Annotated in this window: 17 protein-coding genes; 15 read left to right on the forward strand and 2 right to left on the reverse strand. The window is 69.5% G+C overall.

The genetic code is table 11. From position 1 onward, the window contains the following. The first annotated feature begins 78 nt into the window (after positions 1 to 78). From FHW79_RS10810 to FHW79_RS10835, 6 genes are read left to right on the forward strand one after another with little or no spacing between them, the layout of a single operon-like run. Complete coding sequence (locus tag FHW79_RS10810; protein ID WP_183178926.1) at positions 79 to 2,427, forward strand: Wzz/FepE/Etk N-terminal domain-containing protein; 2,349 nt, start codon at positions 79 to 81, stop codon at positions 2,425 to 2,427. 50 nt (positions 2,428 to 2,477) lie between these two features. Next, positions 2,478 to 4,733 (forward strand): NAD-dependent epimerase/dehydratase family protein, encoded by a 2,256-nt coding sequence (locus tag FHW79_RS10815; protein ID WP_183178927.1) that lies wholly within the window; start codon positions 2,478 to 2,480, stop codon positions 4,731 to 4,733. Next, a complete protein-coding gene (locus FHW79_RS10820) occupies positions 4,730 to 5,995 on the forward strand; it encodes a hypothetical protein (protein WP_183178928.1) in 1,266 nt (421 codons plus the stop codon). The genes FHW79_RS10815 and FHW79_RS10820 overlap by 4 nt, the downstream gene beginning before the upstream one ends. Further along, the gene (locus FHW79_RS10825) at positions 5,982 to 7,208 is read left to right on the forward strand and encodes a glycosyltransferase (RefSeq protein WP_183178929.1); all 1,227 of its coding nucleotides are present in this window, start codon (positions 5,982 to 5,984) and stop codon (positions 7,206 to 7,208) included. Before FHW79_RS10820 ends, FHW79_RS10825 begins: the two co-directional genes overlap by 14 nt. Continuing rightward, positions 7,205 to 8,560 carry an O-antigen ligase family protein gene (locus FHW79_RS10830; protein WP_183178930.1) on the forward strand — a complete coding sequence of 452 codons (1,356 nt, stop codon included), beginning with the start codon at positions 7,205 to 7,207 and terminating at the stop codon, positions 8,558 to 8,560. Before FHW79_RS10825 ends, FHW79_RS10830 begins: the two co-directional genes overlap by 4 nt. Beyond that, positions 8,557 to 9,822 (forward strand): glycosyltransferase, encoded by a 1,266-nt coding sequence (locus FHW79_RS10835; RefSeq protein ID WP_183178931.1) that lies wholly within the window; start codon positions 8,557 to 8,559, stop codon positions 9,820 to 9,822. The genes FHW79_RS10830 and FHW79_RS10835 overlap by 4 nt, the downstream gene beginning before the upstream one ends. 55 nt (positions 9,823 to 9,877) lie before the next feature. Here the strand turns inward: FHW79_RS10835 and FHW79_RS10840 are convergent, their stop codons facing one another. Both FHW79_RS10840 and FHW79_RS10845 read right to left on the reverse strand, forming a co-directional pair. Then, positions 9,878 to 12,685 (reverse strand): carbohydrate-binding domain-containing protein, encoded by a 2,808-nt coding sequence (locus FHW79_RS10840; RefSeq protein WP_183178932.1) that lies wholly within the window; start codon positions 12,683 to 12,685, stop codon positions 9,878 to 9,880. A 320-nt stretch (positions 12,686 to 13,005) separates the two neighbouring features. Beyond that, positions 13,006 to 14,019, reverse strand: a complete 1,014-nt coding sequence (locus FHW79_RS10845) for a LysR family transcriptional regulator (protein WP_247884295.1) — start codon at positions 14,017 to 14,019, stop codon at positions 13,006 to 13,008. 221 nt (positions 14,020 to 14,240) lie between these two features. On the opposite strand from FHW79_RS10845, the gene FHW79_RS10850 reads away from it, so the two are divergent. The 9 genes from FHW79_RS10850 to FHW79_RS10890 all read left to right on the forward strand — a co-directional run bounded on the left by FHW79_RS10850 (position 14,241) and on the right by FHW79_RS10890 (position 25,769). Then, positions 14,241 to 15,554, forward strand: a complete 1,314-nt coding sequence (locus FHW79_RS10850) for an ArgE/DapE family deacylase (RefSeq protein WP_183178933.1) — start codon at positions 14,241 to 14,243, stop codon at positions 15,552 to 15,554. A 41-nt stretch (positions 15,555 to 15,595) separates the two neighbouring features. Next, on the forward strand, positions 15,596 to 17,206 hold the full coding sequence (locus FHW79_RS10855) for an ABC transporter substrate-binding protein (protein ID WP_183178934.1): 1,611 nt from the start codon (positions 15,596 to 15,598) through the stop codon (positions 17,204 to 17,206). Positions 17,207 to 17,356: 150 nt separating this feature from the next. Then, a complete protein-coding gene (locus FHW79_RS10860) occupies positions 17,357 to 18,337 on the forward strand; it encodes an ABC transporter permease (protein ID WP_014241864.1) in 981 nt (326 codons plus the stop codon). Continuing rightward, positions 18,334 to 19,206, forward strand: a complete 873-nt coding sequence (locus FHW79_RS10865) for an ABC transporter permease (RefSeq protein ID WP_183178935.1) — start codon at positions 18,334 to 18,336, stop codon at positions 19,204 to 19,206. The genes FHW79_RS10860 and FHW79_RS10865 overlap by 4 nt, the downstream gene beginning before the upstream one ends. After that, positions 19,206 to 20,870, forward strand: coding sequence for an ABC transporter ATP-binding protein (locus tag FHW79_RS10870; RefSeq protein ID WP_183178936.1), 1,665 nt, complete (start codon positions 19,206 to 19,208; stop codon positions 20,868 to 20,870). Before FHW79_RS10865 ends, FHW79_RS10870 begins: the two co-directional genes overlap by 1 nt. Before the next feature lie 10 nt (positions 20,871 to 20,880). Next, a complete protein-coding gene (locus FHW79_RS10875; protein WP_183178937.1) occupies positions 20,881 to 21,831 on the forward strand; it encodes a 2-dehydropantoate 2-reductase N-terminal domain-containing protein in 951 nt (316 codons plus the stop codon). 27 nt (positions 21,832 to 21,858) lie between these two features. Further along, complete coding sequence (locus FHW79_RS10880; RefSeq protein ID WP_183178938.1) at positions 21,859 to 23,088, forward strand: Zn-dependent hydrolase; 1,230 nt, start codon at positions 21,859 to 21,861, stop codon at positions 23,086 to 23,088. A gap of 60 nt (positions 23,089 to 23,148) precedes the next feature. Beyond that, complete coding sequence (locus tag FHW79_RS10885) at positions 23,149 to 24,210, forward strand: histone deacetylase family protein (RefSeq protein ID WP_183178939.1); 1,062 nt, start codon at positions 23,149 to 23,151, stop codon at positions 24,208 to 24,210. Next, positions 24,207 to 25,769 carry an acetolactate synthase large subunit gene (locus FHW79_RS10890; protein ID WP_211108221.1) on the forward strand — a complete coding sequence of 521 codons (1,563 nt, stop codon included), beginning with the start codon at positions 24,207 to 24,209 and terminating at the stop codon, positions 25,767 to 25,769. The genes FHW79_RS10885 and FHW79_RS10890 overlap by 4 nt, the downstream gene beginning before the upstream one ends. Positions 25,770 to 25,783: the final 14 nt, after the last annotated feature.

Here is a 25,783-nt window from a genome sequence, read left to right on the forward strand (position 1 = left end):
CGCAACGCGTCCTTTTCACGCATCCGCCACGCCATCCTGCACCGGACCGCCAGCCAGCAAGACGAAAGGGACGACGACGTGACATCTTCGATCGGCAAAGGCGGAACGCTTCCAGGCCACGAAGCGCACGCCAGCGTCCTTCCGGACAGTCTTCTGCAGTCCGGCGCTGCGGACTCCACCGACGTCCGCGGCCGCCAGGAGGCGACCGTCTTCGCCATGCTGGCCGTGCTGTGGCGGCGCAAGCTGCTGCTGCTCACCATCATCCTGCTGGGGACGGCGACCATCACCTACGTCATGCAGTCGCTGAAGCCGATGTACCGGGCCACCGCGATGGTGCAGCTCGATTCCCGTCGTGTCGAGCTGGCGGAGTTCAAGTCGGTGGTGTCCAACCTGACGCCCGAGGCGCCGGCGGTGCGCAGCGAGGTGTCCATCGTCGGCTCCCGCGCGCTGGCGGAGCGGGTGGTCGAGAAGCTCGGCCTGCTCAACGACCCCGAATTCAACCCGACGCTCAAGGCGCCGGACGGTGCGGACGATCACTGGCTGAAGCGCGTCACCAAGGCCGGCGTCGGCGCGCTGCCGCCGGAGGGCAACGACGTGCTGCGCCGGATCGTGCAAGAGGCGACCGCGCTGTTCCGCGCCGACGACGGGCCGGCCGCCCGCGACCCCAACCAGGCACGCCTGCTGACCATCGACACGCTGCTGCGCCGGATCGAGGCGCGCAACGACGACCGCTCCTTCACCATCATCATCGAGGCATCGTCGGTCGATCCGGCCAAGGCCGCGGCCATCGCCAACGCCTTCGGCCAAGCCTATCTGGACTACCGGACGGAAATGAACCGCAGCTTGACCGAGCGGGTCAACCAGTGGCTCGGCGGACGGCTCGTCGAGGCGCGCGAGGCGGTGCGCGGCGCCGAGGAGGCCATCCGCGGTTTCCGCAAGGAGAACAGCCTGCTGGAGTTGCCGCCGGACGGGCGCAACATGGTCCAGCAGCAGATGAACGAAATCGCCACCCAGCTGACCGCCGCGCAGGCGCAGAAGGCGGCGGCGGAGGCGCGCGTGCGCCAAGCCCGCGACCAGACCGCCGCCAACAACGCCGCGGCGATCCCGGAGGTGCTGGCCTCCCCGCTGATCCAAAAGCTGCGCGAGGCGGAAGCGATGCTGGAGCGCCGGCTGGCCGAGCTTCAGCAGGTCTACGGCGACAAGCACCAGGACATCGTCAACCTCCGCCGCGGCATCGGCGAGCTGAAGGCCCGCATCCGCGACGAGGTCGGCAAGATCCAGAAGGGGCTGGATGCCGACCTGGAGGTCGCGCGCATCCGCGAGGCCACCCTGCTGAAGGGCATCGCCGACCTGCAGGAGCAGCAGAAGGGCATCGAGGCGACCGGCATCCAGCTCCGCGACCTGGAGCGCGCCGCCGACGCGCACCGCACGCTCTACCGCAGCCTCGCCGAACGCTACGAGCAGACGATGGCGCTGAAGAACACGGGTGCTCTCGACGCGCATCTCAGCGCCCCGGCCCTGCCGCCGATCCGCCCGGCCTTCCCGCAGCTGCGCATGTCTCTGGGCGTCGGATTGGTCGGGTCCACGGCGCTGGCGGTGGCCCTGGTGCTGCTGCTGGAGCGGCTCAGCTCCGGCCTGCGCACGCCCAGCCAGGTGGAGCGGGCGACCGGCGTGCCCTGCCTCGGCATGGTCCCGTCGCTCCCCCGCAACGAAGCGACCTGGAATTTGCCGCTGCACCCCGACAGCCGCCGCGCCCGTGAGATCGGCGCTTTCCGCGAGGCGATCCAGACGGTGCGCACCATGGCCTGCATGCCGCGCAAGCGGGGAACGCCGCCCAAGGTGCTGCTCGTCACCTCCTCCATTCCCAAGGAAGGCAAGTCGGTGCTGGCGGCCAATCTGGCGCGGTCGCTGGCCGGGCTGGGGCTGAGCACGCTGCTGATCGACGCCGATTTCCGCCGCCCCTCCATCGCGAAGCTGCTGGGCTACCAGCCGCAGGGCAGCGTCGCCGACCTGCTGGACGGCCGCGTCGGCATCGACGACCTGATCCACCAGGAAACCACCAACCTCGGCGTCCTGGGCAACGCCGTCGGCACCCCCGACGCGCACGACCGCATCAGCTCCCAGGCCATGAGCGACCTGATCCAATGGGCGCGCCACAACTACGACGTGGTGGTGATCGACAGCGCTCCGGTGATGCTGTTCTCCGACGCGCTGGCCCTGTCCTTCCTGGCCGACAGCGTGATCTACGTCGTCCGCTGGCAGCACACCCCGCTCGACACCGTGACGGCCGGCTTCAACAAGCTGAAGTCGGTGGACAGCGCGGTCGGCGGCGTCGTGCTGTCGCGGGTCGTCGCGTCCAAGCACGTCAAGTACGGCCACAAGGACGACGCCTACTACTACGCCCTGCACGCGCCCGCGCGGCATTGAAGCGCCGACGACGGCGCCCACGCGACGGCAATCCCAGAAGCGAGGATTCCATGACCAACGCCGAGTTCCCGCGGCTTGCCATCATCGGCTGCGGCAGCATCGTGAGCCATCACCTGTTGCCGGCGCTGCTCCGCCTGGGCTGGCGGCCGAGCGTGCTCGTCGATCCCACGCCGGAGCGGCTGGAGGCGGTGCAAACCATGCTCGGCCGCAACCGCGCGCCCGTCGCCGTGGCCGACTGGCGGGAGGCGGCGGACCAGTTCGACGCGGCGCTGGTGGCGGCCCCGCCGATGTTCCACGCGCCGGTCGGCCAGAGCCTGCTGGAGGCCGGGAAGCACGTCTTCATGGAAAAGCCGCTGGCCGTCACGCTGGCCGACGCCGAGCGCATGGTGCAGACGGCGGAGGCGCGCCAACGGGTGCTCGCGGTCGGGCTGATGCGCCGCTACGTCAACGGCGTCCGCTGGCTGAAGGCGCTGGTGGACTCCGGCCAGCTCGGCCGCGTCCTGCGCTTCGAAGCGCGGGAGGGCTTCGTCTATAACTGGGGCATCAGCTCGCCGGCCATGCTGCGCCGGGACGGGGCGGGCGGCGGCGTGCTGCTCGACACCGGGTCGCACACGCTGGACCTGCTGCTGTGGTGGTTCGGGGAGGCGGCGGAGGTCGACTACAGCGACGACAGCCACGGCGGGCTGGAATCCGACTGCCGGCTGTCCCTGACCATGGCGTCCGGCGCCACCGGAACGCTGGAGCTGAGCCGCACCCGCGCCCTGCGCAACACCATCCGCGTCTACGGCACCAAGGGCAGCGTCGAGGTCCATCTCTACGAGAACCAGATCGCCTCGGACGTGCCGCAGATCCTCGATTTCGTCCATGACGGTTTCTCGGCAAACCACATCCCGCCGCAGATCTTCGGCGACCTGTTCCAGGCGGAGCTGAAAGACTTCGCCGACGCCATCCGCGAGGGACGCCCGGCCGCCGTGGGCGGGCGCGACGCCCTGCCCTCCACCGCATTGATCGAGCGCTGTTACGCCAGCCGCAAGCCGCTGGCCCTGCCCTGGGTGGATGGGCCGGCGCCGGCCGCCGCACCTCGCACCGATGGCCCTCTCGCGGATGGCCCGACCGTGGTGGTGACGGGCGCCGCCGGCTTCATCGGCGGGCGGCTGGTCGAGCGGCTGTGCCTGGAGCATGGCGCCAAGGTCCGCTGCATCGTCCGCGACATCGCGCAGGCGGTGCGTCTGGCCCGTTTCCCGGTGGAGATCATCCGCGCCGACCTGCTGGACCGCGAGGCCATCGGCAAGGCGGTGGCCGGCGCCGACTGGGTCTTCCACTGCGCCTACGACGTGCGGTCGCGCCGCCAGAACATCGACGGGATGAACGCGCTGATCGACGCCAGCCTCGCCAACGGGGTGAAGAGCTTCGTCCATCTCAGCACCTTCTCGGTCTACGAACCGCTGCCCGACGGCCCGCTGTCGGAGGAGACGCGCGACGGCGACCGGGCCTGGAGCTATGTCCAGAACAAGCTCGATCTGGAAAAAATGGTGCTCGACGCGGCGCGCACGCGCGGCCTGCCGGGGGTGGTGCTTCAGCCCTCCATCGTCTACGGCCCCTTCTGCAAGCCCTGGACGAACGCCCCCGCCGAGATGCTGCTGAGCGGCACCGTGGTGCTGCCGCAGGAAGGCGGGCTGTGCAACGCCGTCTACATCGACGATCTGGTGGACGCGATGATCGCGGCGACGCGCAGCCCCCAGGCCATCGGGGAGCGCTTCGTGATCTCCGGCCCCGACGCCCCGCCCTGGGCCGCCGTCTTCGGCCGCTTCCAGGAGGCGCTGGGCGTGGACAGCCTGCGCTTCCAACCCGCCGAGGCCATCCGCAAGGAGATGAAGAGCCTGCGGCGCGACATCGCCATGGTGCTTCAGGACCCCAAGAAGATCATCCAGATCATCGTGCGCTGGCGCCCCGCCCGCCGGCTGCTCCAGGGCGGGTTCGACAGCCTGCCGCCGCGGCTGCGCCATCTCGTGATGGTCCATTATTTCCTGAAGAAGAAGGCCAGCCGCAACCAGCTCTGGCTGCCCGACGCGCAGAAGCTGGCGCTCTATCAGGCCAGGGCGCTCATCGACCTGACCAAGGCGCGGCGCCTGCTCGGCTACGAGCCGCGCTTCCCCTTCGAAGACGGCATGGCGCTGACCGCGGACTATCTGCGCTGGGCCTACCGCGACGTGCCGCGCACCGCCCCCGTTGCCGCGCGGCCCGTCAACGATGACCGGCAACCTGCCTCCCTCCCCACCGAGACGACGCGGGTCGGCAGCGCATGAGGATGATCCCGGCGTCACTCGTCCGCAGCTTCTGGACCCTCGCCGACCAAGGCGTGGTCAGCCTGGGCATGTTCGCCATCAACATCCAGCTCGCCCGGACCTTCCCGTCGGAGGAATACGGAACCTTCGTTTTCTTCCTGTCGGTGCTGCTGGCGCTCCAGGTCGTCAATGTCAGCCTGATCCAGTACCCGCTGTCGGTGGAAGGCGCGGTGCTGGACCGCGCCGAACGCCGGACCCTGGCGGGCCGCGCCATCCTGATGACCGCCGGCTCGATCCTGCCGCTGTCCGGCATCGTGGCGCTGGTCGGCTATGGGCTGGGCATGCCGGAGCTGGTCGGCCCCGCCGTGCTCTACTTCGTCGTCTGGCAGGTGCAGGAGATCGGGCGGCGCGGGCTGATGTCCGGACTGAAGCACGACAAGGCGCTGTGGGGCGACAGCGTCACCTATCTGGGGCAGATCGCCGTGCTGAACCTGATGGCGCTGGGCGGCCACCTGACGCTGGAGCGGGTGTTCATCGCCATGACCGGTCCGGCGCTGGCCGGGGCGGTGGTCCATTTCGCGATCCTGCGCCCGCGCTTCGACGGCCTGTCGGATTTGCCGGCGGTGGTCCGCCGCTTCTGGTCGATCGGGCATTGGGCGCTCGCCAACAACCTGTTCCTGATGCTGCGGGTGCAGAGCCTCGTCTGGCTGATGGCGGCGATGGACGGCATGGCGTCGACCGCGGCGTTTCAGGCGGTGGTCAATCTGGTGAACATCGCCAACCCGATCATCATCGGCATGGGCAACCTCGTCCCGCAGATCGCCGCGCGCGGGCGCAGCGCCCTGTCGTCCGACACCGGCGGGCTCCATCCGGACGAGCAGGCGTGGCTCGCGATCCGCGGCTACGTCGTCATCGGGGCCGCACCCTTGCTGGTCTATTACAGCCTCGGCCTGCTGATCCCCGACCAGATGCTGCACATCGTCTACGGCGCCATGTCGCCCTACGCCGACCAGGAATGGCCGCTGCGCCTGCTCTCCATCGGGGCGCTCAGCGGCTATCTGGCGGAGATGGTCTGCTCATACTTTTACGGCGTGCAGCGCAGCCAGTTCGCGCTGGTGGTGAACGTCACCGGGACGCTGGCGGTGTTCGCGGTGGTCGGCCCGCTGGCGGCGCTGTATGGCGTCGCCGGGGTGTGCATGGCCCTGCTGTTCTCCAGCCTGCTGCGCGTCGGCGCCGCCCATTACTATCTCTCCAAGACGAGGACCGCCCATGTCGCCCGCTGACGGCAGCGCCTCATTCCCCATGGAAGAGTCCCGGCTGCACCCGCTCGACCTCCGGCACGTCGTGATCCAGCCGGCCATCGCCCATCCCTCCTCGGCGAACGGGCTGCACAATGTGGTGCGCAGCCTGATCGCCGAGCAGCGCGCCATGGGGGACGAGGCGCGCCTGTGCCTGTTCTCCGACGACCCGGACGCCCTGACCGGCATCCCGGCGGACTGCCCGGCGCAGCGCTTCCCCCTTGGCGGGCCGCGGCTGTCCGGACGGTCGCTGACCATCGCGGAGGCGACTCTCGACCGCCTGCTCGACGGCGCGGGACCAGACACGGTGGTGCACATCCATGGCGCGGTGAAGCCGCTGTTCGCGGCTCTCGCCCGCGGGCTGCACCGGCGCGGCATCGCCTATGGCGTGACGCTGCACGGCCAGTGCTCCCACATCTACGACATCGCGGGCCGGGTGCGCCGCCACCTGCCCGCCGCGTGGCTGCGCGTGTTCGATGGCCCGGCCTTCGCCCGCGCCCGCTTCGTCCACGCCATCACCGAGGAGGAGGCCGCCATCGTCCGGCGGGTGGCCCCCACCGCCGCCGTCCGCCTGCTGCCCAACACCACCTGGTCGGCGCGGCGCGGCGGGCTTCCCGCAGCCGTTTCGCGCGCCGCGCCGGACGGCAACCGGCTGACCTTCGGCTATTGCGCGCGCTACGAGATCGACCACAAGGGCGTGGACCTGCTGATCGACGGCTTCGCCGCCTACCGCCGCGCCGGCGGGCGCGGGGTGCTGGAACTGGTGGGGTCCGGCCCCGCCCGCGCCGAGCTGGAGCGGCGGGCCAATGCGCACGGCCTCGGCACCCTCATCCGCATCCACGGCCCGGTCTTCGGGGCGGAGAAGGCGGCGATGATGGCCGGCTGGCACTATTTCGCCCTGACCTCGCGCTACGACGTGATGCCGACCGGCTGCCTGGAAGCCGCCCTGTCCGGCCTGCCGCTGATCGTGACGCGGGAGACCGGCCTCGTCCCCTATGTGGAGGGCCACGGCGCCGGCTTCGGCGTGTCGGCCCTGACGGTGGAGGCGGTGGCCGACGCGCTGGCGCGCGCCGAGCGGACCGGCCCCGGCGTCTGGCAGACCATGGCGGCCAACGCCCACCGCATGGTGGTGGCGATCGGCGATTGGGGTTGGATCGCCGCCCGGCTGCGCGCCGCCGCCTACGGGCGCCCGTCATGAGCGCCGTCCTCGCCACGCCGAAACGCAGCCGGACCCGCGCGGCGGACCATTACCTGACCTTCCTGATGATCGTCCTGCTGGGCTACTCGCTGGCCGGGCGCGGCTTCGCCTACATCGGGGCGCCGCCGCTGTTCATCGGGGAGGTGCTGCTGCTCTCCGGCCTGCTGGTCATGCTGCGCACCGGCGGGATCTTCGCCACGGTGTCCAGCTTGCCTGGAACGCTGCTGGCGATCCTGATCGTCTGGGTGCTGGCGCGCACGCTGCCCTTCCTGGGCACCTACAGCTTCGACGCGCTGCGCGACAGCGTGATCGTGATGTACGGGCTGCTCGCCTTCGTCGTCATCGCCCTTCTCTACGACGAGCCGGATCGGCTGCGCCGCCTCGTGCTGGCCTATGGCGGCTTCGCGGTGTTCTTCGTCACGGTCATGCCGGTCGTCTACCCGCTGTTCCAGCTTCTGAACGCGCAGATCCCCACCTGGCCGCGCTATGGCGTCCCCTTCATCAGCCTGCGCCCCGGCGAGGTCGGCGTGCATTTCGCGGGCGTCGCCCTGTTCGTGCTGCTGGGCTTCCGCCGGCTGAACCCGCTGCATCTGGCGATGCTGGTGTTCGGCATGGCGCTGGTCGCCGCGCACAGCCGCGGCGGCATGCTCGCCATCGTCGTGCCGCTGGCCATCGCGCTGGCGCTGGTGCCGCGCAGCCGGCAGCTCGCCCCGCTGCTCGGCATCGCCGCGGTCACCGTCATCGTGGCGCTGGTACTGAACCTGGAGATCGAGGTCTCTTCGCGCAAACTGTCGGTCGACCAGCTCGTCACCAACGTGATGAGCATCCTGGGAACCACCGACACCGCCACGCTCGACGGCACCAAGCAGTGGCGCATCATGTGGTGGGACAAGATCATCGGCTACACCGTGCAGGGCGACCATTTCTGGGACGGCAAGGGCTTCGGCATCAATCTGGCCGACGACGACGGGTTCCAGGTGGTCGATGCGGAGGACGGGCAAGTGCTGCGCAGCCCGCACAACGCCCACATGACGATCCTCGCCCGCGCCGGGGTGCCCGGCTTCGTTCTGTGGGCGGCGCTGCTGGGAAGCTGGTCGGTCTTCATGATGCGCGCCTTCCTGCTGGCCCGCCGCAACGGCGACCGCGCCTGGGCCCGGCTGTTCGTCTTCCTCTTCTGCTACTGGCTGTCCATCGTCATCAACGCCTCCTTCGACGTGACGCTGGAGGGGCCGATGCTGGGCATCTGGTTCTGGGTGCTGTTCGGCGTCGGCATCGCCGCCGGGCTGATCTACCGCAACGAACTCGAAAACCGGTCCCCGCTGCCGCATCGATTGAGGGAGGATGGACGATGAGCAAACCCTTCGCCGACGGGTCCGCCAACGCCGGAAAATCGGTTCTTCTGGTGGCCTTCGCCTGCGAGCCGGACAGCGGGTCGGAATCCGCCAACGGCTGGAACTGGGGCGAGGGGCTGAAGCGCTCGGGCTGCCGCGTGACGGTGGTGACGCAGGGGCGCCTGCGCCCGAAGATCCTGGGCAAGATCGAACGCGGCGAGACCGCCTTCGAACCGGACGACTTCGTGTACATCGACCGCCCCGACACCATGGCGCACCACGACAGCAAGACGCGGTTCCAGCTGTCCTACATCGCGTGGCAATGGCGCTGCCGGGCGGTGGTGAAGGAGCTGGTGCGCCGGCAGCCCTTCGACATCATCCACAACGTGACCATCGGCGGCATCCGTTTTCCCGCATTCTGCGGCGGGCTGGCGCCCCTGTCGGTGATCGGCCCGGTCGGCGGCGGGGAGCGGGCGCCCTGGCCGCTGATCCGCCCGCTGGGCTGGAAGGCCATCGCGACGGAGCTGGTCCGCGACGCCGCCATCGCCATGACGCGCATCGATCCCTTCCTGCGCCTGACCTACCGGCGCTACAACCTGATCTATGTGAAGACACATGAAAGCCGCCATGTCCTGCCCGCCGGGGACCGCCACAAGGCGCGCCAGCATTTCGGCTGCTCCCTCCCGCCCGAGCGTTTCGTGCCGATGAAGACCGAAACCGGCGGCGATGCCGGCGCGCCGCTGAAGCTGCGCTTCTCGGGCCGCTTCCTGTATTGGAAGGGGGGCCACTACGCGCTGACCGCGCTGGCCAAGGCGCTGGAGAAGGGGGCGCGGGCACGCCTCCAGATGATCGGCAGCGGTCCGCAGTCGGAGGAATGGAAGACTCTCGCCGACCGGCTGGGCATCGCCGAACATGTCGACTTCATCGAGTGGCTGTCCCATCCCGACTATATGGAGGTGCTGCGAAGCTCCGACGCGCTGCTGTTTCCCAGCCTGCACGATTCCGCCGCCAACGTCATCATGGAGGCGCTGGCCAACGCGCAGCCGGTGATCTGCCTCGATCTCGGCGGGTCGGGGATCATGATCGATTCCTCCTGCGGCTTCGCCGTTCCCTGCCGCGGGCGCGCCGCGGCGGAGGTGATCGACGGGCTGGCCGACGCCATCGTGACGCTGGACCGCGACCGCCCCCGCCTGCGCGCCATGAGCCGCGCCGCCCACGCGCGGGCCCAGGATTTCGCGAGCTGCCGCATCACGCCGGACCTCTACACGCCGGCGCCGGCATGAGAAAAGGGCGGGCGCGCGGCACCCGCCCTCACCCCCTGCGTCAGCCGAAGCCGCGTTAGGCCGCGTGGCTCAGCAGCGACGGGTCGACGTGGTCGAACAGCGGGTCATAGCCGGCATCAACGGGCATGGCCCCGTACAGGCTGTTTGCCGCCACCACCACGTCGGCCACGGCCGCCGGAGCGGCGGCGGCCGCCTGCTGGGCCGCGACGTGGCTCCACACGCTGTCCGTCCCGGCGTCGAGCGCCAGCGCCGTGGCCTCGCCGACCGGGGTGGCCGAGGGGAAGAAGCTCTTGTCGGCGTCGACCACCAGCGTGCCGTTCCACCACAGGCCGGACTGCCCCTTCACCACGTCCTTGCCGTCGAGCGCGCCCTTGTCGTAGGTGACGCTGCCGTCGGTGGGCAGGACGGACTTGCCGTTGATCGTGACCTTGTTGACGAACAGGCTGCGGTCCTGCCCGTTCACTACGGCGTCGTTGTCGTACTGGATCTGCACCTTGTGCGCCTGGTCGGCGCTCAGGCTGGTGGTGAAGCTGTAGTCCTTGGCCGAGGTCCCGGCCACGCCCTCCCCGACCTTCTGGCCGTCCACCAGCAGGTTGAAGTGGGCGTTCACCCCGCCGGCCGCCGCGCCGGAGGCGTTGACGGTGATCGTCGTCGTGCTGGGACCGCTCTGCGGCAGCGAGCCGCCCGCGGGGAACTCCTTGGCGGGAGCGTCGACCACCAGCGTGCCGCCCCACCACATCGACGACTGGCCCTTGACCACGTCCTTTCCGTCGAGCGCGCCCTTGTCGTAGCTGACGATGCCGTCGGTCGGGTTGTGGGCGGTGCCGTTGATGGTGACCTTGTTGACGAACAGGTTGCGGTCCTGCCCGTTCACGAAGCCGTCGTTGTCATACTGGATCTGCACCTTGTGCGGCTGCCCGGCGGTCAGCGTGGTGGTGAAGTTGTAGTCCTTCGCCGCCGTGCCCACCGTGGCGTCGCCGATGGCCTTGCCGTCCACCAGCACCTTGAAATGCGCGTTCACCCCGCCCGCGGCGGCGCCGGAGGCGTTGACCTTGATCGTCGTGACGCTGGCCGTGGGGGTCGTCGGAACGGTGGTCGTGGTGTCCACCGCGAAGCCGGTGGAGGCCCCCGCCTTGCCCGCGTTGCCGGCGAGGTCGGCGTAGCTTCCGGCCTTCACCGCCACGTTGGCGTCGGTGATCTTCGTGTTGGTCGAGGGCGTGAAGACGGCGGTGTAGGTGGAGGCGTCCACTGTCTTGAAGCCGCTCAGCGTGCCGCCCTTCACCGTGGTGTCGGCCAGCGCGAAGTCCTTCACCGCCTCGCTGAAGGCGAAGGTGACGAGCGGCGCCTCGCCCTTGGTCACGTTGGTGTCGGCGATGCTCACCTTGACCGTGGGCGGCGTGGTGTCGGTCGGGGTGGGGGCCGGCGGGGCGGTGGGGGTGACCGTCGTCCAGCCGGCGGTCGAGGGATAGGCCTGGGACAGGGTCGAATGCTCGTCCTGCGTGGTCGCGTTCATGTAGGCGGACCAGCTGTCGCCTTCCGGGAAGTCGCCCCAGCGCCAGCGGTCGCCGTCCGGCATGTAGTAGGTGTTGTTGTCCCACACGTTGCCGCCGTTCAGCATGCCGGCCTCGTTGTGGTCGGCGACGCCGCCCGACTGGCCGTTGCCGTCCTTGGAAACGATGATGTTGTCGTGGACTTTGTTGTTGGTCGTTTTCCAGGTCCCGAACTCGCCTTCACCGCGGTCCTGCTGGATCATCACGATGCCGTTGGCGCCCTTGACCCCGGTGATGTCGATCTTGTTGCCGTAGGCCTCGACGTTCTGCGAGTTCTGGATCTGGATCGACCCGCCCCACAGCCAGCCCTCGGCCTGCGGCTTGGCGCCGTTGCCAACCATCACGTTGTTGCGGATGATGGCGTCGTAGCTGATCTCGTGGGTGATGCCGCCGCCGCTGTTGTTCACGAGCACGTTGTTCTCGTACAGCGTCCCGACATTGTCGATGTCGGTCCACAGGCCGAAACCGGTGTTGTCGTGGGAGTAGTTGCCGCGGACCACCAGATCGGTGGTGTAGGCGAACTTGGTGCCGCCGCCTTCCCAGAACACGTCGATGCCCGACCAGGCGCCGTTGCGCGCGATCTCGTTGCCTTCGACCAGGATCTTGGCGCCGGCGCCGCCCAAGCCCATCTCGCCGTTGTCGTGGACGTAGTTGCCGATGAACTTGCTGCCGTCCTGCGCCGTGGCGCCGACCGCGTAGTTCAGCCGCAGCTCGTTGTCCTGGATGGTCCAGTTGACGTCGCCCTGGATGGCGCCTTCCTGCGCCGGCGGGGCGTATTTCTCGATGACGAGGTTCTTGACCGTCACGCCCTTCGCGGAGCCGCCGAAGGCGTGGGCGGTCGTCCCGGCCTCCACCTTGTGCCCCGCCGGGTTGTCGCCCAGGTAGATCTTGTCGGCGTTGTAGTCGAAGTAGAAGGTTCCCGCCTTCAGCTTCGACAGAGCGTCCACCGGCGTCAGCGGCTTGTCGTCGACATAGACGGTTTCCGGATAGCCGGCGCGCATCGCGCCGGGCGTCGCCTCGTCCGTCGCGCGGCGCTCGCCCTGCTGGGTCTGCCCACCGACCACCCAGCGCCCGGCGCTGTCCTGGGTGAAGCCGGTCAGCAGCTTCGACCCGTTCAGCACGGCGCCCTCGGCCCCGATGAAGGTCTGGTTGTCCTTGGGCGTGATCGACTGGAGACGGTACTCGCCCGGCTGCAACCAGAAGGTCGCGCCAGCGGGAGCGTTATTGACGATGGACTGGATGTTGGCGCCGGGTGCTATGACGATCGCACCAGCGGGGGCTGTCAGCGTCTTCGGTCCGTACAGGTTAGCCATTTGTCAATGCTCTCTTAAGATGTTGTATTCTGGTATGAGTTCGTCGGCGTTTTCGCCCTTTGGCATATGCCCCTACTACCAATTCGAGGAATGTTCCTGGCGGGGCATTTTTGTGAGATTCCCGGAATCTTTTGCAAAGACTCTGGGAAGTCTTTGTTTTTCAAAAAGGAATCTTTCGTCTATCAAAGACCGGGGAAGAGAATGGGAATTTTTGCTTGCCGCCTCTTGCAGGCGCGCAGGCGTTGCGCCGTGTCATCCACCGGATGACGGCACGAGCCCCTTAGGGACATCAGGAATGGGGCTTCGAAAACGCGGAAGGATCAGTCGCCGCCGAACTGGCGGTCGATCCACTCGCTCACCGCCGCCGGATCGAAGCGGAGGTCGAGCGGGATGCCGGCGATGGCGGCGCGGCAATGCTCGATGAAGGCGCGCTCCGCCCGGTTCATCTTCGAGGCGGGGTTCCACAGCAGGTGGATGTCCACCGGCGCCACCCCCTCCTCCGGCGGCAGCGGCCAGAGCAGGCCGTCGCGCACGTCGCGCTCCGCCACATGGCGGGGCAGCGGCCCGATGCCCAGCCCGACGGAGATCATCCGCCGCACCTCGTCCAGATTGACCGAGGCGCCGACGATCCGGCTCTCGATCCCCTCCTGCGCGCGGAAAACGGCCAGCGGTGACAGCACCCCGCCGATCTGGTCGGAGGTGAAGGAGACGAACCCCTCGCTGCGCAGATCGCCCAGCGTCAGGCCGGTGCGGCCGAACAGATGGTGCTGCGGCCCGCAGTAGAGGCGGTAGATCTGGCGGGCGAACAGCGCGTGCTCGACCAGCGGCGGCGGCTCCCGCATCAGGCAGAGGCCGAGCGAGCCGGTCTTCTGCTGGATCGCCATGTGGACGTCGGCGCTCGCCATCACGTCCAGCCGAAAGGTCACCTGCGGGTGGGTGGCGTGGAAGCGCTCCAGCAGGGCGTCGAACAGCAGCGACTGGATCCGGCTGGCCAGCAGGATTCGGATGTGGCCGGAAATCTCCTCGCGGATGTCGCGCATCAGAACGGCGAAGCGGGAGATGTTGCCGTAGATCTCCAGCACCTCGGCGTAGATGATCTCGCCCGCCTCGGTTACCCGGAAGCGGCCCTGCCCGCGCTCGATCAGGCTGCGGCCCATCTGGTCCTCCAGCCGCTTCAGGGCCTGGGACACCGCCGGTTGGGTCAGCCCGAGACGCTGCGCCGCGCGGGTCAGCCCCTGCTCCTGCACGATCACCATGAAGGTGCGCAGCAGGTTCCAGTCCAGCTGGTGGCCGAGCCGCTCCAGGTCGCGCGCCGTCATCGGGGGAAAACCCATCGCCATAAATCCTGCTTATGTCGGCAATGAGGATTATCGATTTGGCGGAGGATGAGAAGCTGAATTGTAATACGCCGGTCGTCAGCGGTCGACCCCCGGCGGCGCCCAACCGGGCAAAACCAGGGTCATAGTCCGAAAGTCGAAATCACCCCGGTTTCTTCCCGGTGATTTGCTGACCCACACGGACGACTGCGCGGCGGAGTGGTAAGAACGGAGTCGTCATGCCCGCATCCCACGAGGGTGGGCGGAGCATTGCAGCCGTAGACCGGGATGCGATCCTGGGCGCGGTCGCGACGCTGCGCGAGGATGGAGTGCGCCTGCTGTCCGATCTGGTCCGGAGCCCCAGCCTGCTGGGGCAGGAAGGCCCGGCGCAGGATCTGATGGAACGGATCTTCCGGGACATGGGCCTGGAGGTGGACCGCTTCGCCATCGACGAGGAGGCGCTGAAGGCCCAGCCCGGCTGGTCCCCCTCCCTGATCTCCTATGAAGGGCGCGAGAACGTCGTCGGCGTCCACACGCCCCGGCGGGCGACCGGCAAGTCGCTGATTCTGAACGGCCACATCGACGTGGTGCCGACCGGGCCGGAGGAGCTGTGGTCCGCCCCGCCCTTCGAGCCGGTGGTCCGCGACGGCCGCCTCTACGGGCGCGGCGCCGGCGACATGAAGGCGGGCATCGCCGCCTACGTCATGGCCTTCAAGGCGCTGCGGAGCCTGGGCGTCCAGCCCGCCGCCCCGGTCTATCTCCAGTCGGTGGTCGAGGAGGAATGCACCGGCAACGGCGCGCTCGCCTGCGTCGCCCGCGGCTACAAGGCCGACGCCGCGGTGATCCCGGAACCCTTCAACCACACGCTCCAGATCGCCCAGGTCGGCGTGATCCGCTGCGAGCTGGAGGTGACCGGCCGCCCCGCCCATGTGCTGGACACCGGCGCCGGGCTGAACGCCATCGAGGCGGCCTTCCGCGTGCTGAAGCATCTGAAGGCGCTGGAGTCGGCCTGGAACCACCCCGACGGGCGGCATCCGGCCTACGCGCACCACCACCACCCCTACAACCTGAACGTCGGGCACATCGACGGCGGCGAATGGGCGTCCTCCGTCCCCACCCGCTGCCGGATGGAGCTGCGCTTCGGCTTCCCGCCGGGCCGCGCCGCCGCCGAGGTCAGCGCCGAGATCGAGCGCGCGGTGGCCGAAGCCTGCCGCGGCGACTCCGACCTCAAGGGAATCGACGCCCGCGTCATTTTCCGCGGCTTCCAGGCGGAAGGCTGCACGCTGGACCCCGATCACCCGATGCTGGAGGCGCTGGACGCCGCGCACCGGTCGATCTTTGGGACTCCGGCGCCCAAGCTGGCCCAGACCTGCACCACCGACGTCCGCAACTTCCTGCTCTACGGCGACACGCCGGCCACCTGCTACGGCCCGGAGGCGGAGCGCATCCACGGCATCGACGAGTCCGTCTCGCTCGACAGCATGGCGAAGGTGACCGCCGTGCTGGCCCTGTTCATGGCCGACTGGTGCGGCCTGGAATCCATCGATCCATAACGGTCGCGTGAAGAGAACCAAACAATAAGGGGGCTTCAGACATGAGCAATCGTTTGCGTCACTTTCGTCAAACCCTGACCGCCGCGGCGCTGGCCGCCGCCCTGGCGGCGCCGCTGGCGCTGACCGTGCCCGGCGTCGCCGCGGCGCAGGAGCGCGGCGGCACGATGAACATCATCGTCCAGCCGGAGCCGCCGATCCTGGTGCTGGGCCTCAACCAGCAGGGTCCGACGCAGACGGTCGCCGGCAAGATCTACCAGGGCCTGCTGACCTTCGGCTTCGACCTGAAGCCGCAGCCGGAACTGGCGGAAAGCTGGGAGGTCTCGCCCGACGGCAAGGTCTACACCTTTAAGCTGGTGAAGAACGCCAAGTGGCACGACGGCAAGCCCTTCACCGCCCACGACGTGGTGTTCTCCACCTCCAAGCTGCTGATGGAGACCCACCCGCGCGCCCGCGCCACCTTCTCCAAGTGCGAGAAGATCGAGGCGCTGGACGACTACACCGTCCAGTTCACGCTGAAGGAGCCGTTCGGCCCGTTCCTTCAGGCCTTCGAGGTGTCGTCGGCACCGATGATGCCGAAGCACATCTATGAAGGCACCGACTTCAAGGCCAACCCGGCCAACGCCACCCCGATCGGCACCGGCCCCTTCAAGTTCAAGGAGTGGAACAAGGGCTCCTACATCCACCTCGTCCGCAACGACGAATATTGGAAGGCCGGCAAGCCCTATCTGGACGATATCTATTTCCGCGTGATCCCCGACGCCGCCTCGCGCGCCGTCGCCGTGGAGCAGGGCACGGTCCAGCAGACCCAGTTCAACGACATCGAGACCTTCGACGTCCCGCGCCTGAAGGGCCTGCCCAACGTCGAGATGACGACCAAGGGCTACGAGTTCTTCGCGCCGCTGTCCTGGATCGAGATCAACACGCGCAACAAGCCGCTGGACGACAAGCGCTTCCGGCAGGCGATGATGCACGCCATCGACCGCAAGTTCATCCGCGACAAGATCTGGTTCGGCCTCGGCCGCCCGGCCACCGGCCCGGTGAACTCGGTCACCCGCTTCTTCGAGCCGAACGTCCGCAAGTACGACTTCGACCCGAAGAAGGCCGAGGCGTTGCTTGAGGAGGCCGGCTACAAGAAGGGCGCCGACGGCACCCGCGCCAAGGTCCGCCTGCTCGTCATGCCCTATGGCGAGACCTGGACCCGGCTGGGCGAGTATGTGAAGCAGGCGATGAAGCGCGTCGGCGTCGACGTGACGCTGGAGACCACCGACGCCGCCGGCTGGGTCAACCGCGTGTCCAACTGGGACTACGACCTGAGCTTCAACTTCGTCTACCAGTACGGCGACCCGGCGCTCGGCGTGACGCGCACCTACGTCTCGGACAACATCCGCAAGGGCGTGATGTTCTCCAACACCATGGGCTACTCCAACCCCGAGGTGGACCAGCTGTTCGCCCAGGCCGCCCAGACCAACAAGGACGAGGAGCGCCAGCAGCTCTACTCGGCCGCCCAGAAGATCCTGGTCGAGGACGTGCCGGTCGCCTGGCTGCTGGAGATGGAGTTCCCGACCTTCGTGGACAAGCGCTTCAAGAACGCCGTCACGACCGCCATCGGCGTGAACGAGAGCTACGACAGCGTCTATATGGTCAAGAAGTAAGAAAAGGGAGCGGCTGCCCCCACCCTTCCCGCGGCTCACGCCGCGGGCCCCTTCCCTCCCCCGCCTTCGGCAAGGGAGGGAGTCAATCCCCTCCCCTGCGACAGCGGGGGAGGGTCAGGGAGGGGGCACCACGCACCCGGGAGTGACAACATGCCCCGCATCGCCCTATTCATCTCACAGAGGCTGGTGAAGGCGGTCTTCGTCATTCTGGCGATCGCCGTGTTCAACTTCTTCCTGGTCCACGCAGCGCCCGGCGATCCCGCCGCGGTGATGGCGGGCGAGGCCGGGGCCGCCGATGCCAAGTTCGTCGAACAGCTCCGCCAGCAGTTCGGCCTCGACCGCCCCCTGTACGAGCAGCTCGGCACCTACATGTCCAAGGTGGTGCAGGCCGACCTCGGCTACTCCTACCGCCAGCAGCGTCCGGTCTTCGACCTGCTGATGGACCGCCTGCCCGTCACCCTGTCGCTGACGCTGACCGCCTTCGTGCTGGCCCTGCTGGGCGGCGTGGCGCTGGGCACGCTGGCGGCGATGCGCGCCGGCACCTGGTCGGACACCGCCATCACCGTGGTCGGCCTTACCGCCTACGCGACACCGATCTTCTGGATCGGCCTGATGCTGATCCTTCTCTTCTCGGTCAATCTCGGCTGGCTGCCCGCCTTCGGCACGGAGAGCATCGGCGCCGGCTACACCGGCTGGGACGCCTTCCTCGACCGGGCGAAGCACCTCGTGCTGCCGGTGACCACGCTCGGCCTCTTCTACATGGCCGTCTACACCCGGCTGACCCGCGCCTCGATCCTGGAGGTGCGCGACATGGACTTCGTCAAGACGGCGCGGGCCAAGGGCCTGCCGGAATGGCGCATCGTGTCGGTGCACATCCTGCGCAACGCCATCCTGCCCGTCATCACGGTGGCGGGGTTCCAGGCGGGCCACCTGATCGGCGGCTCCATCCTGATCGAGACCGTCTTTGCGCTCCCCGGCATCGGGCGCCTCGCCTTCGAGGCCGTGTTGCAGCGCGACTATCAGGTCCTGCTCGGCATCTTCCTCCTGACCTCGGTGGTGGTGGTGGTGTTCAACCTGCTGACCGACCTGATCTATTCCCTCGTCGATCCGCGCATCGAGGTGGCGCCATGACCGCCGCGGCCATCACCCCGGCCCGCAAGGGGTCCGGCTTCTGGAGCGCCTTCGCCCGCAACAAGGGCGCGGTGATCGGGCTGGCCTTCCTGACCCTGATCATCCTGATGGCGGCCTTCGCCGACGTGCTGTACCCGGACAGCCCGTGGGACATGACCGCGATGCCCTTCCAGCCGCCGCTGTCGGAGGACGCGCTGCTCGGCTCCGACACGCTGGGCCGCGACATCGCGGCGGGCATCGCCCACGGGGCGCGGGTGTCGCTGCTGATCGGGCTGACCTCGACCGCCGTCGCCGTGCTGATCGGCGTGTTCCTGGGGGCCGTCTCCGGCTTCTACGGCGGGCGGGTGGACGATCTGGTGATGCGCTTCACCGAGCTGTTCCAGACCATCCCGAACTTCGTGCTGGCCGTCGTGCTGGTGGCGATCTTCACGCCGTCGCTGACCTCCATCGTGCTGGCCATCGCCATCGTCTCCTGGCCGCCGCTGGCCCGGCTGGCCCGCGGCGAGTTCATGAGCCTGCGGAGCCGCGAGTTCGTGCACGCCGCGGTGACCACCGGCCAGTCCAACATGACCATCATCTGGCGCCAGATCCTGCCCAACAGCCTGTCCCCGATCATCGTGTCGGCCTCGCTGATGGTGGCGACGGCGATCCTGCTGGAAAGCTCCCTCTCCTTCCTCGGGCTCGGCGATCCGAACCTGATGAGCTGGGGCTACATGGTGGGGGCCGCCCGCACGGTGATCCGTCAGGCCTGGTGGATGAGCTTCTTCCCCGGCATCGCGATCCTTCTGACCGTGCTCGCCCTCAACCTCGTGGGTGAGGGGCTGAACGACGCGCTGAATCCCAAGCTGGCGCGAAAGGGCCGTTCCTGATGACCGAGACGCCTCTCCTCGACGTCCGCAACCTGACCATCGCCCTGCCGCGCGGCGCCGACCGCCCGCACGCGGTCGAGGACCTGACCTTCACGCTGGAGCCCGGGGAAATCCTCTGCGTGGTGGGCGAGTCCGGGTCGGGCAAGTCGATGACCGCGCACGCCGTGATGGGCCTGCTGCCCAAGGCGGTGACGGTGTCCGCCGGCGAGATCCGCCACCAGGGCACCAACGTGTTCAGCCTGCCGGAGCGCGACCAGCGCGCGCTCCGCGGCGGCCGCATCGCCATGATCTTCCAGGAGCCGATGACGGCGCTGAATCCGCTGATGCGGGTCGGCGACCAGATCGACGAGGTTCTGCGCTACCACACAACGCTCGACCGCGCCGCCCGCCGGGCGCGCGTGGTGGAACTTCTCGCCTCGGTCGGCCTGCCGGAGCCGGACCATCTGCGCCGCAGCTACCCGTTCCGCCTGTCGGGCGGCCAGCGCCAGCGCGTGATGATCGCCATGGCGCTGGCGGTCGAGCCGGACATCCTGATCGCCGACGAGCCGACGACCGCGCTCGACGTCACCACCCAGAAGCAGATCCTGGAGCTGATCCAGGACATCCAGGCCAAGCGCCGCATGGGCGTGATGTTCATCACCCACGACTTCGGCGTGGTGGCGGAGATCGCCCACCGCGTGGCGGTGATGCAGCGCGGCCGGATCGTCGAGATCGGCAGCGCCGAGGAGGTGCTGAACCATCCGAAGCATCCCTACACCCGCCAGCTCATCGCCGCCGTCCCGCACCTGATCGAGCACCGCGAGGACTTCACCCGCGCGCGCCAGCCGGTGCTGACGGCGGAGAAGGTGTGCAAGACCTTCCACCTCGGCGGCGGCTTCTTCACGCCGGGGCGCAAGGTGGTGGCGGGCGACGACCTGTCGCTGACCATCCACCAGGGCGAGACGGTCGGTCTGGTCGGCGAATCCGGCTCCGGCAAGTCGACGCTGGGCCGATCCATCGTCGGGCTGATCAAGCCGGATTCGGGCAGGATCCTGTTCGAGGGCGTCGATCTGCTGTCGCTGTCGCGCCCGGCCTTCCGGCCCTACCGGCGGCACGTGCAGATGGTCTTCCAGGACCCCTACGCCTCGCTGAACCCGCGCCACACCGTGGGCGACATCATCACCCAGGGGCCGGTGGCCTTCGGCGAGGACCGCCACAAGGCGCTCGACAAGGCGAAGGCGCTGCTCAAGCTCGTCGGGCTCGACGCCTCGGCGGCGGAGCGCTTCCCGCATGAGTTCTCCGGCGGGCAGCGCCAGCGCATCTCCATCGCCCGCGCCCTGGCGCTGGAGCCGAAGCTGCTGATCGCCGACGAGCCGGTGTCGGCGCTCGACGTGTCGGTGCAGGCCCAGGTGCTCGACCTGCTGGAGGATCTGCGGCACCGGCTGAACCTGTCGATGCTGTTCATCACCCACGACCTGCGCATCGCCGCCCAGATCTGCGACACCATCGCGGTCATGCAGAAGGGCCGCATCGTCGAGATCGGCCCGGCGAAGGAGGTGTTCGGCAACCCGCAGCACGCCTACACCCGCACCCTGCTGGACGCCATCCCCGGCAAGGGCTGGACCATCCCGGAGGACGTGATCCCGGTGACGCGGCGGTCGGCCGCCTTGCGCAACAGCGCCTGACGGGGCGGGCATGAAGGTCGCCGTCATTGGGGCCGGGGCGGTCGGCGGTCTGATCGCCGCACGGCTGACCGCCGCCGGCCTGCCGGCAGCGCTGGTCGCCCGGCGGCGGACGCTCGACACGCTGCGGCGCGACGGGCTGACCGTCGAAGGCCCCTCGGGCCGTCCGGTGACGGTGCGGCCCGAGGTGACCGACGACACGCTGGCGCTCGGCCCGCAGGACGTGGTGGTGCTGGCGGTGCCCTCCCCCCTGCTGACCGATGTGCTGGACCTGCTTCTTCCCCTGCTGGGGCCGAAGACGCGGCTGGTGCCGGTGGTCGGCGGCGTCCCCTGGTGGTACCCGGCGGACGGGTCTCTCGGAGGCCCCCTGAAGGCGGTCGACCCCAAGGGGCTGCTGGCGGACGCCATCCCGGCGGACCGCATCGTCGGCGCCGTCGCCCGCGTGGCGGTGGAGCGGCGGACCCCCGGCTACCTGCGGCATCTGGGCGGGCTGCGGCTCGCCCTCGGCCCGGTGGCGGGCCAGCAGGACGTCAAGGATCTGGCGGCCCTGTTCGGGGCGGGCGGCTTCAACGCGCTGGCCGTGCCGGACATCCGGGCGGAGGTGTGGACGGCGCTGCTGGCGCCCTTCGCCTTCGGCCTGCTCGGCCTCGCCACTGGCAAGCCGGCGCAGGAGATCGCCCACGACGACGCTCTGCAGCCGACCTTCGCGGCGGTGGTGGAGGAACTCCTGGGCCTGTCGGCGGCGCTCGGCCACCCGGCGGCGGCGAAGGTTGAGGATGTGTGGACCATGGCCCAGCATCCGGGCCGCATCCGGCCGGCGCTGCGCGCCGACATGGCGGCGGGCCGGCGGGCGGAGATCGAGGCGGTGCTGGACGCGCCGCTGGAACTGGCGGAACGGGCGGGCCTGGGCCTGCCCACGGTGACCGGGCTGCTGACGGCGGTCCGCACCGGACCTCAACAATGATCTGGAATTGGGATCGGGATAGGGACCATGTCTGACCTGCGCATCGACGGCGACCGCCTGTGGCGGACCCTGATGGACCTCGCGACGATCGGCGCGACGCCGAAGGGCGGCCTGTGCCGGCTGGCGCTGACCGACCTCGACCGGGAAGGCCGCGACCTCTTCGTGCGCTGGTGCGAGGAGGCCGGCTGCACCGTGACCGTGGACGAGGTGGGCAACATCTTCGCCCGCCGTCCGGGCCGCAACCCCGACCGCCCCGCCGTCTGCATGGGCAGCCACCTGGACACCCAGCCGACCGGCGGCCGCTTCGACGGCATCTACGGCGTGCTGGCCGGGCTGGAGGTCATCCGCAGCTTCAACGACCAGGGCATCGAGACGGACGCCCCCATCGACCTGATCGTCTGGACCAACGAGGAGGGCGCGCGCTTCTCCCCGCCGATGCTGGGCTCCGGCGTGGCGATGGGCGTCTTCACGCTCGACCATGTGCTGGACATCCGCGACACCGACGGAGTCCGGCTGGGCGACGAGCTGGCGCGCATCGGCTACAAGGGCGAGGTCCCGGTCACCGGCCACGCCATGGGCGCCTATTTCGAGGCGCACATCGAGCAGGGCCCGGTGCTGGAGGCCGAGGACGTCGAGATCGGCGTAGTCACCGGCGCGCAGGGCCAGCGCTGGTACGAGGCGACGGTGACGGGCCGTGAATCCCACGCCGGGCCGACGCCGATGCGCCTGCGCCGCGACGCGCTGGCGGGTGCGGCCGTGATGATGGAGGCGGTGGAGACCATCGCGCTGGAGGTCGGCGGCGACGCCTGCTCGACCATCGGGCGCGTCCAGGTGCACCCGGACTCCCGCAACGTCATTCCGGGCCGCGTCTGGTTCACCATCGACCTGCGCAACCCGGACCCCGACGCGCTGGCCCGCATGGACGCCCTGCTGCGCGAGCGGCTGGCCGCCATCGCGGACAAGCGCGGCCTGACGCTGGAGCTGACCGACTTCTGGGCCTTCCCGACCACGCCCTTCGCGCCGGAGCTGGTCGGCCATGTCCGCCGCTCGGTGGAGCGGCGCGGCCTCAGCCACCGCGACATCGTGTCCGGGGCCGGCCATGACGCGGTCTATGTCGCGCGCAAGGTGCCGACGGCGATGATCTTCATTCCCTGCGAAAACGGCCTCAGCCACAACGAGGCGGAGAACATTAAGCCCGAGCACGCTGCGTCCGGCTGCGCGGTGCTGGCCGACGCGGTTCTGGCCACGGCTGGATAAAGCATAATTCCCCCTCTCCCCAGAGGGGAGAGGGGATCAATTCACTCCGGGAGCCTGTCCATGCGCTACGTCTTTGCCGAGGCCCAGTTGCGCCATCGTCCGCCGACCTTCCTGGTGCGCGGCCAGCCGAAGCCCTCGCCGGAGAAGGCGGAACGGGCGGAGGCGCTCGTCGGCTCCCTGCGGGCACGCGGCGCGACGGTGGAGGAGCCGCCGTCCTACGGCGCCGGCCCGCGCGCGGCGGTGCACTCCGCCGATTACCTGCGCTTCCTGGAAACCGCCCACGCCCGCTGGTCGGTCCTGCCCGACGCGTCGGAGGTCATCGTCCCCAACGTCCACCGCAACACCGACATGGCCGAGTATCCGACGGGCATCGTCGGTCAGGCCGGCTGGCACATGGCGGACACCGCCTGCCCGATCGGCGCCGGCACCTGGGAAGCGGTCTGCGGCGGCGCCGACACGGCGGTCCACGCGGCGCTGATGGTGGCGAGCGGTCGGGAGCGCGCGGCCTACGCCCTGTGCCGCCCGCCGGGGCACCACGCGTCCCGCGACATGGCCGGGGGCTTCTGCTACATCAACAACGCCGCCGTCGCCGCCCAGGCGATGCTGCCGGTGCTGGCCCAGCAGGGCCGCGCGCCGCGCGTCGCCGTCTTCGACGTGGACGTCCATCACGGCAACGGCACCCAGGCCATCTTCTACGAGCGCGACGACGTGCTGGTCGTGTCGATCCACGGCGACCCCAACAATTTCTACCCCTGGTTCGCCGGCTACGCGCACGAGCGCGGCAAGGGCCGCGGCCTGGGCAGCAACCTGAACATCCCCCTGCCCATGGGCACCGAGGAGTCCACCTTCCTCGACGCGGTGGACGGAGCGCTGACCCACATCGCCGCCTTCGGGCCGGAGGCGCTGGTGCTGTCGCTGGGCTTCGACACCTACGTCGGCGACCCGCTGGCCTTCTTCAAGGTGACGACGCCGGGCTTCGCCACGCTCGGCCGCAAGATCGCCGGCGCCGGCCTGCCGACCGTCGTGGTGCAGGAGGGCGGCTACGACTGCGACGCGTTGGCGGTGAATCTCGCCAGCTTCCTGGACGGTTTCGAGGGCGGACTCACGGAGGCGGCACGATGACCAGCGGAGAAATCCCGGGCGCGGAAATTCTGGTCCGGACGCTGGTGGCGAACGGCGTCGACACCTGCTTTGCCAACCCCGGCACGTCGGAGCTTCACGCGCTCGCCGCTTTCGACAGCATGCCTGGCGCGCGCTGCGTCCCGACGCTGTTCGAAGGGGTGGCGACGGGCGCGGCGGACGGCTACGCCCGCATGTCCGGCCGCCCGGCGGCCACGCTGCTGCATCTCGGGCCGGGGCTGGCGAATGGCCTCGCCAACCTGCACAACGCCCGGCGCGCCTGCGTGCCGATGGTCAACATTGTCGGCGACCACGCGACGTGGCACCGCGGCGTCGATGCGCCGCTGACCTCCGACGTGGAAGGCTTGGCGAAGCCCATGTCGGCCTGGGTGCGCACGGTGCCGGACGCGGCCTCGGTCGCCGCCGACACGGCGGAGGCCATCCGCGCCGCTCTGACCCCGCCCTGCGGCGTGTCCACCCTGATCCTGCCGTCGGACTCCTCCTGGGACGACACGGCGGCAGTGGAGCCGACCATCGTCGTGCTGCCGGCCCCCGCCGCCCCGGAAGCCGAGGCCCTGCGTGCCGCCGCCGACGCCCTGCGGAGCGGCGAGCGTGTGGTGGTCCTGCTGAACGGCCGCGCCACGCGGACGGAGGGGCTGGCCCTGGCCGGGCAAATCGCCGCCGCGACCGGCGCCACACTCTACGCCCACACCGGCGCCACCCGCATCGAGCGCGGGGCGGGCCGCGTGACGGTGGAGCGCTTCCCCTACCCCATCGACCTCGGCATCGCGGCGCTGGCCGGGGCGAAGCATATCGTCCTGATCGGTTCGGGGGAGCCGGTCGGCTTCTTCGGCTACCCCGACAAGCCCAGCCGTCTGGCTCCGGAGGATTGCCGCATCCACACCGTCGCCCCGCCGGGTGCCGACGCTCTCGCCGCCCTGCGCTGGCTGGTCGAGGCGGTGGGCGCCGCCGGCACGCCGGTTCCGGTGCAGCCGCTCGCCCTGCCCGAACCGGCGACCGGTGCTCTCACCGCCGACAGTGTCGGGCAATCCCTGGCGGCCCTGCTGCCAGAGGGCGCCATCGTGGTGGACGAGGGGATTTCCTCCAGCCCGATGGCCTACACGGCCTGCGCCGGGGCGCGCCCGCACGACTGGCTGACCATCACCGGCGGGGCCATCGGCATCGGCATGCCGCTGGCGCTGGGTGCGGCCATCGCCTGCCCCGACCGCAAGGTGGTGACCGTCCAGGCGGACGGCAGCGGCATGTACACGCTCCAGGCCCTGTGGAGCCAAGCGCGCGAGCAGGCCGACGTGGTGACCATCATCTTCGCCAACCGCCGCTACGGCATCCTGCAATGGGAGTTGGGCAACCTTGGCTTCCGGGACATCGGTCCGAACGCCCGCAACTGCACGGAGCTGGGCCGCCCCGACCTCGACTGGGTGGCGCTCGCCCGCGGCATGGGGGTGGAGGGCGGACAGGCCACCGACGCGGAGAGCTTCAACCGCCTGCTGACGACCGCCTTCTCCCGCAAGGGTCCCTTCCTGATCGAAGCGGTGATCTGAAACAGGCCCTCTCC

Origin of the sequence: Azospirillum sp. OGB3, from assembly GCF_014192915.1 — a bacterium.
Classification (GTDB): Bacteria; Pseudomonadota; Alphaproteobacteria; order Azospirillales; family Azospirillaceae; genus Azospirillum.

Excerpts from the sequence above, each read along its gene's own strand:
- FHW79_RS10815 (WP_183178927.1), top strand. The coding sequence starts at position 2,478 with ATGACCAACGCCGAGTTCCCGCGGCTTGCCATCATCGGCTGCGGCAGC.
- FHW79_RS10820 (WP_183178928.1), top strand. The coding sequence starts at position 4,730 with ATGAGGATGATCCCGGCGTCACTCGTCCGCAGCTTCTGGACCCTCGCC.
- FHW79_RS10825 (WP_183178929.1), top strand. The coding sequence starts at position 5,982 with ATGTCGCCCGCTGACGGCAGCGCCTCATTCCCCATGGAAGAGTCCCGG.
- FHW79_RS10830 (WP_183178930.1), top strand. The coding sequence starts at position 7,205 with ATGAGCGCCGTCCTCGCCACGCCGAAACGCAGCCGGACCCGCGCGGCG.
- FHW79_RS10835 (WP_183178931.1), top strand. The coding sequence starts at position 8,557 with ATGAGCAAACCCTTCGCCGACGGGTCCGCCAACGCCGGAAAATCGGTT.
- FHW79_RS10840 (WP_183178932.1), bottom strand. The coding sequence starts at position 12,685 with ATGGCTAACCTGTACGGACCGAAGACGCTGACAGCCCCCGCTGGTGCG.
- FHW79_RS10845 (WP_247884295.1), bottom strand. The coding sequence starts at position 14,019 with ATGGGTTTTCCCCCGATGACGGCGCGCGACCTGGAGCGGCTCGGCCAC.
- FHW79_RS10850 (WP_183178933.1), top strand. The coding sequence starts at position 14,241 with ATGCCCGCATCCCACGAGGGTGGGCGGAGCATTGCAGCCGTAGACCGG.
- FHW79_RS10855 (WP_183178934.1), top strand. The coding sequence starts at position 15,596 with ATGAGCAATCGTTTGCGTCACTTTCGTCAAACCCTGACCGCCGCGGCG.
- FHW79_RS10860 (WP_014241864.1), top strand. The coding sequence starts at position 17,357 with ATGCCCCGCATCGCCCTATTCATCTCACAGAGGCTGGTGAAGGCGGTC.
- FHW79_RS10865 (WP_183178935.1), top strand. The coding sequence starts at position 18,334 with ATGACCGCCGCGGCCATCACCCCGGCCCGCAAGGGGTCCGGCTTCTGG.
- FHW79_RS10870 (WP_183178936.1), top strand. The coding sequence starts at position 19,206 with ATGACCGAGACGCCTCTCCTCGACGTCCGCAACCTGACCATCGCCCTG.
- FHW79_RS10875 (WP_183178937.1), top strand. The coding sequence starts at position 20,881 with ATGAAGGTCGCCGTCATTGGGGCCGGGGCGGTCGGCGGTCTGATCGCC.
- FHW79_RS10880 (WP_183178938.1), top strand. The coding sequence starts at position 21,859 with ATGTCTGACCTGCGCATCGACGGCGACCGCCTGTGGCGGACCCTGATG.
- FHW79_RS10885 (WP_183178939.1), top strand. The coding sequence starts at position 23,149 with ATGCGCTACGTCTTTGCCGAGGCCCAGTTGCGCCATCGTCCGCCGACC.
- FHW79_RS10890 (WP_211108221.1), top strand. The coding sequence starts at position 24,207 with ATGACCAGCGGAGAAATCCCGGGCGCGGAAATTCTGGTCCGGACGCTG.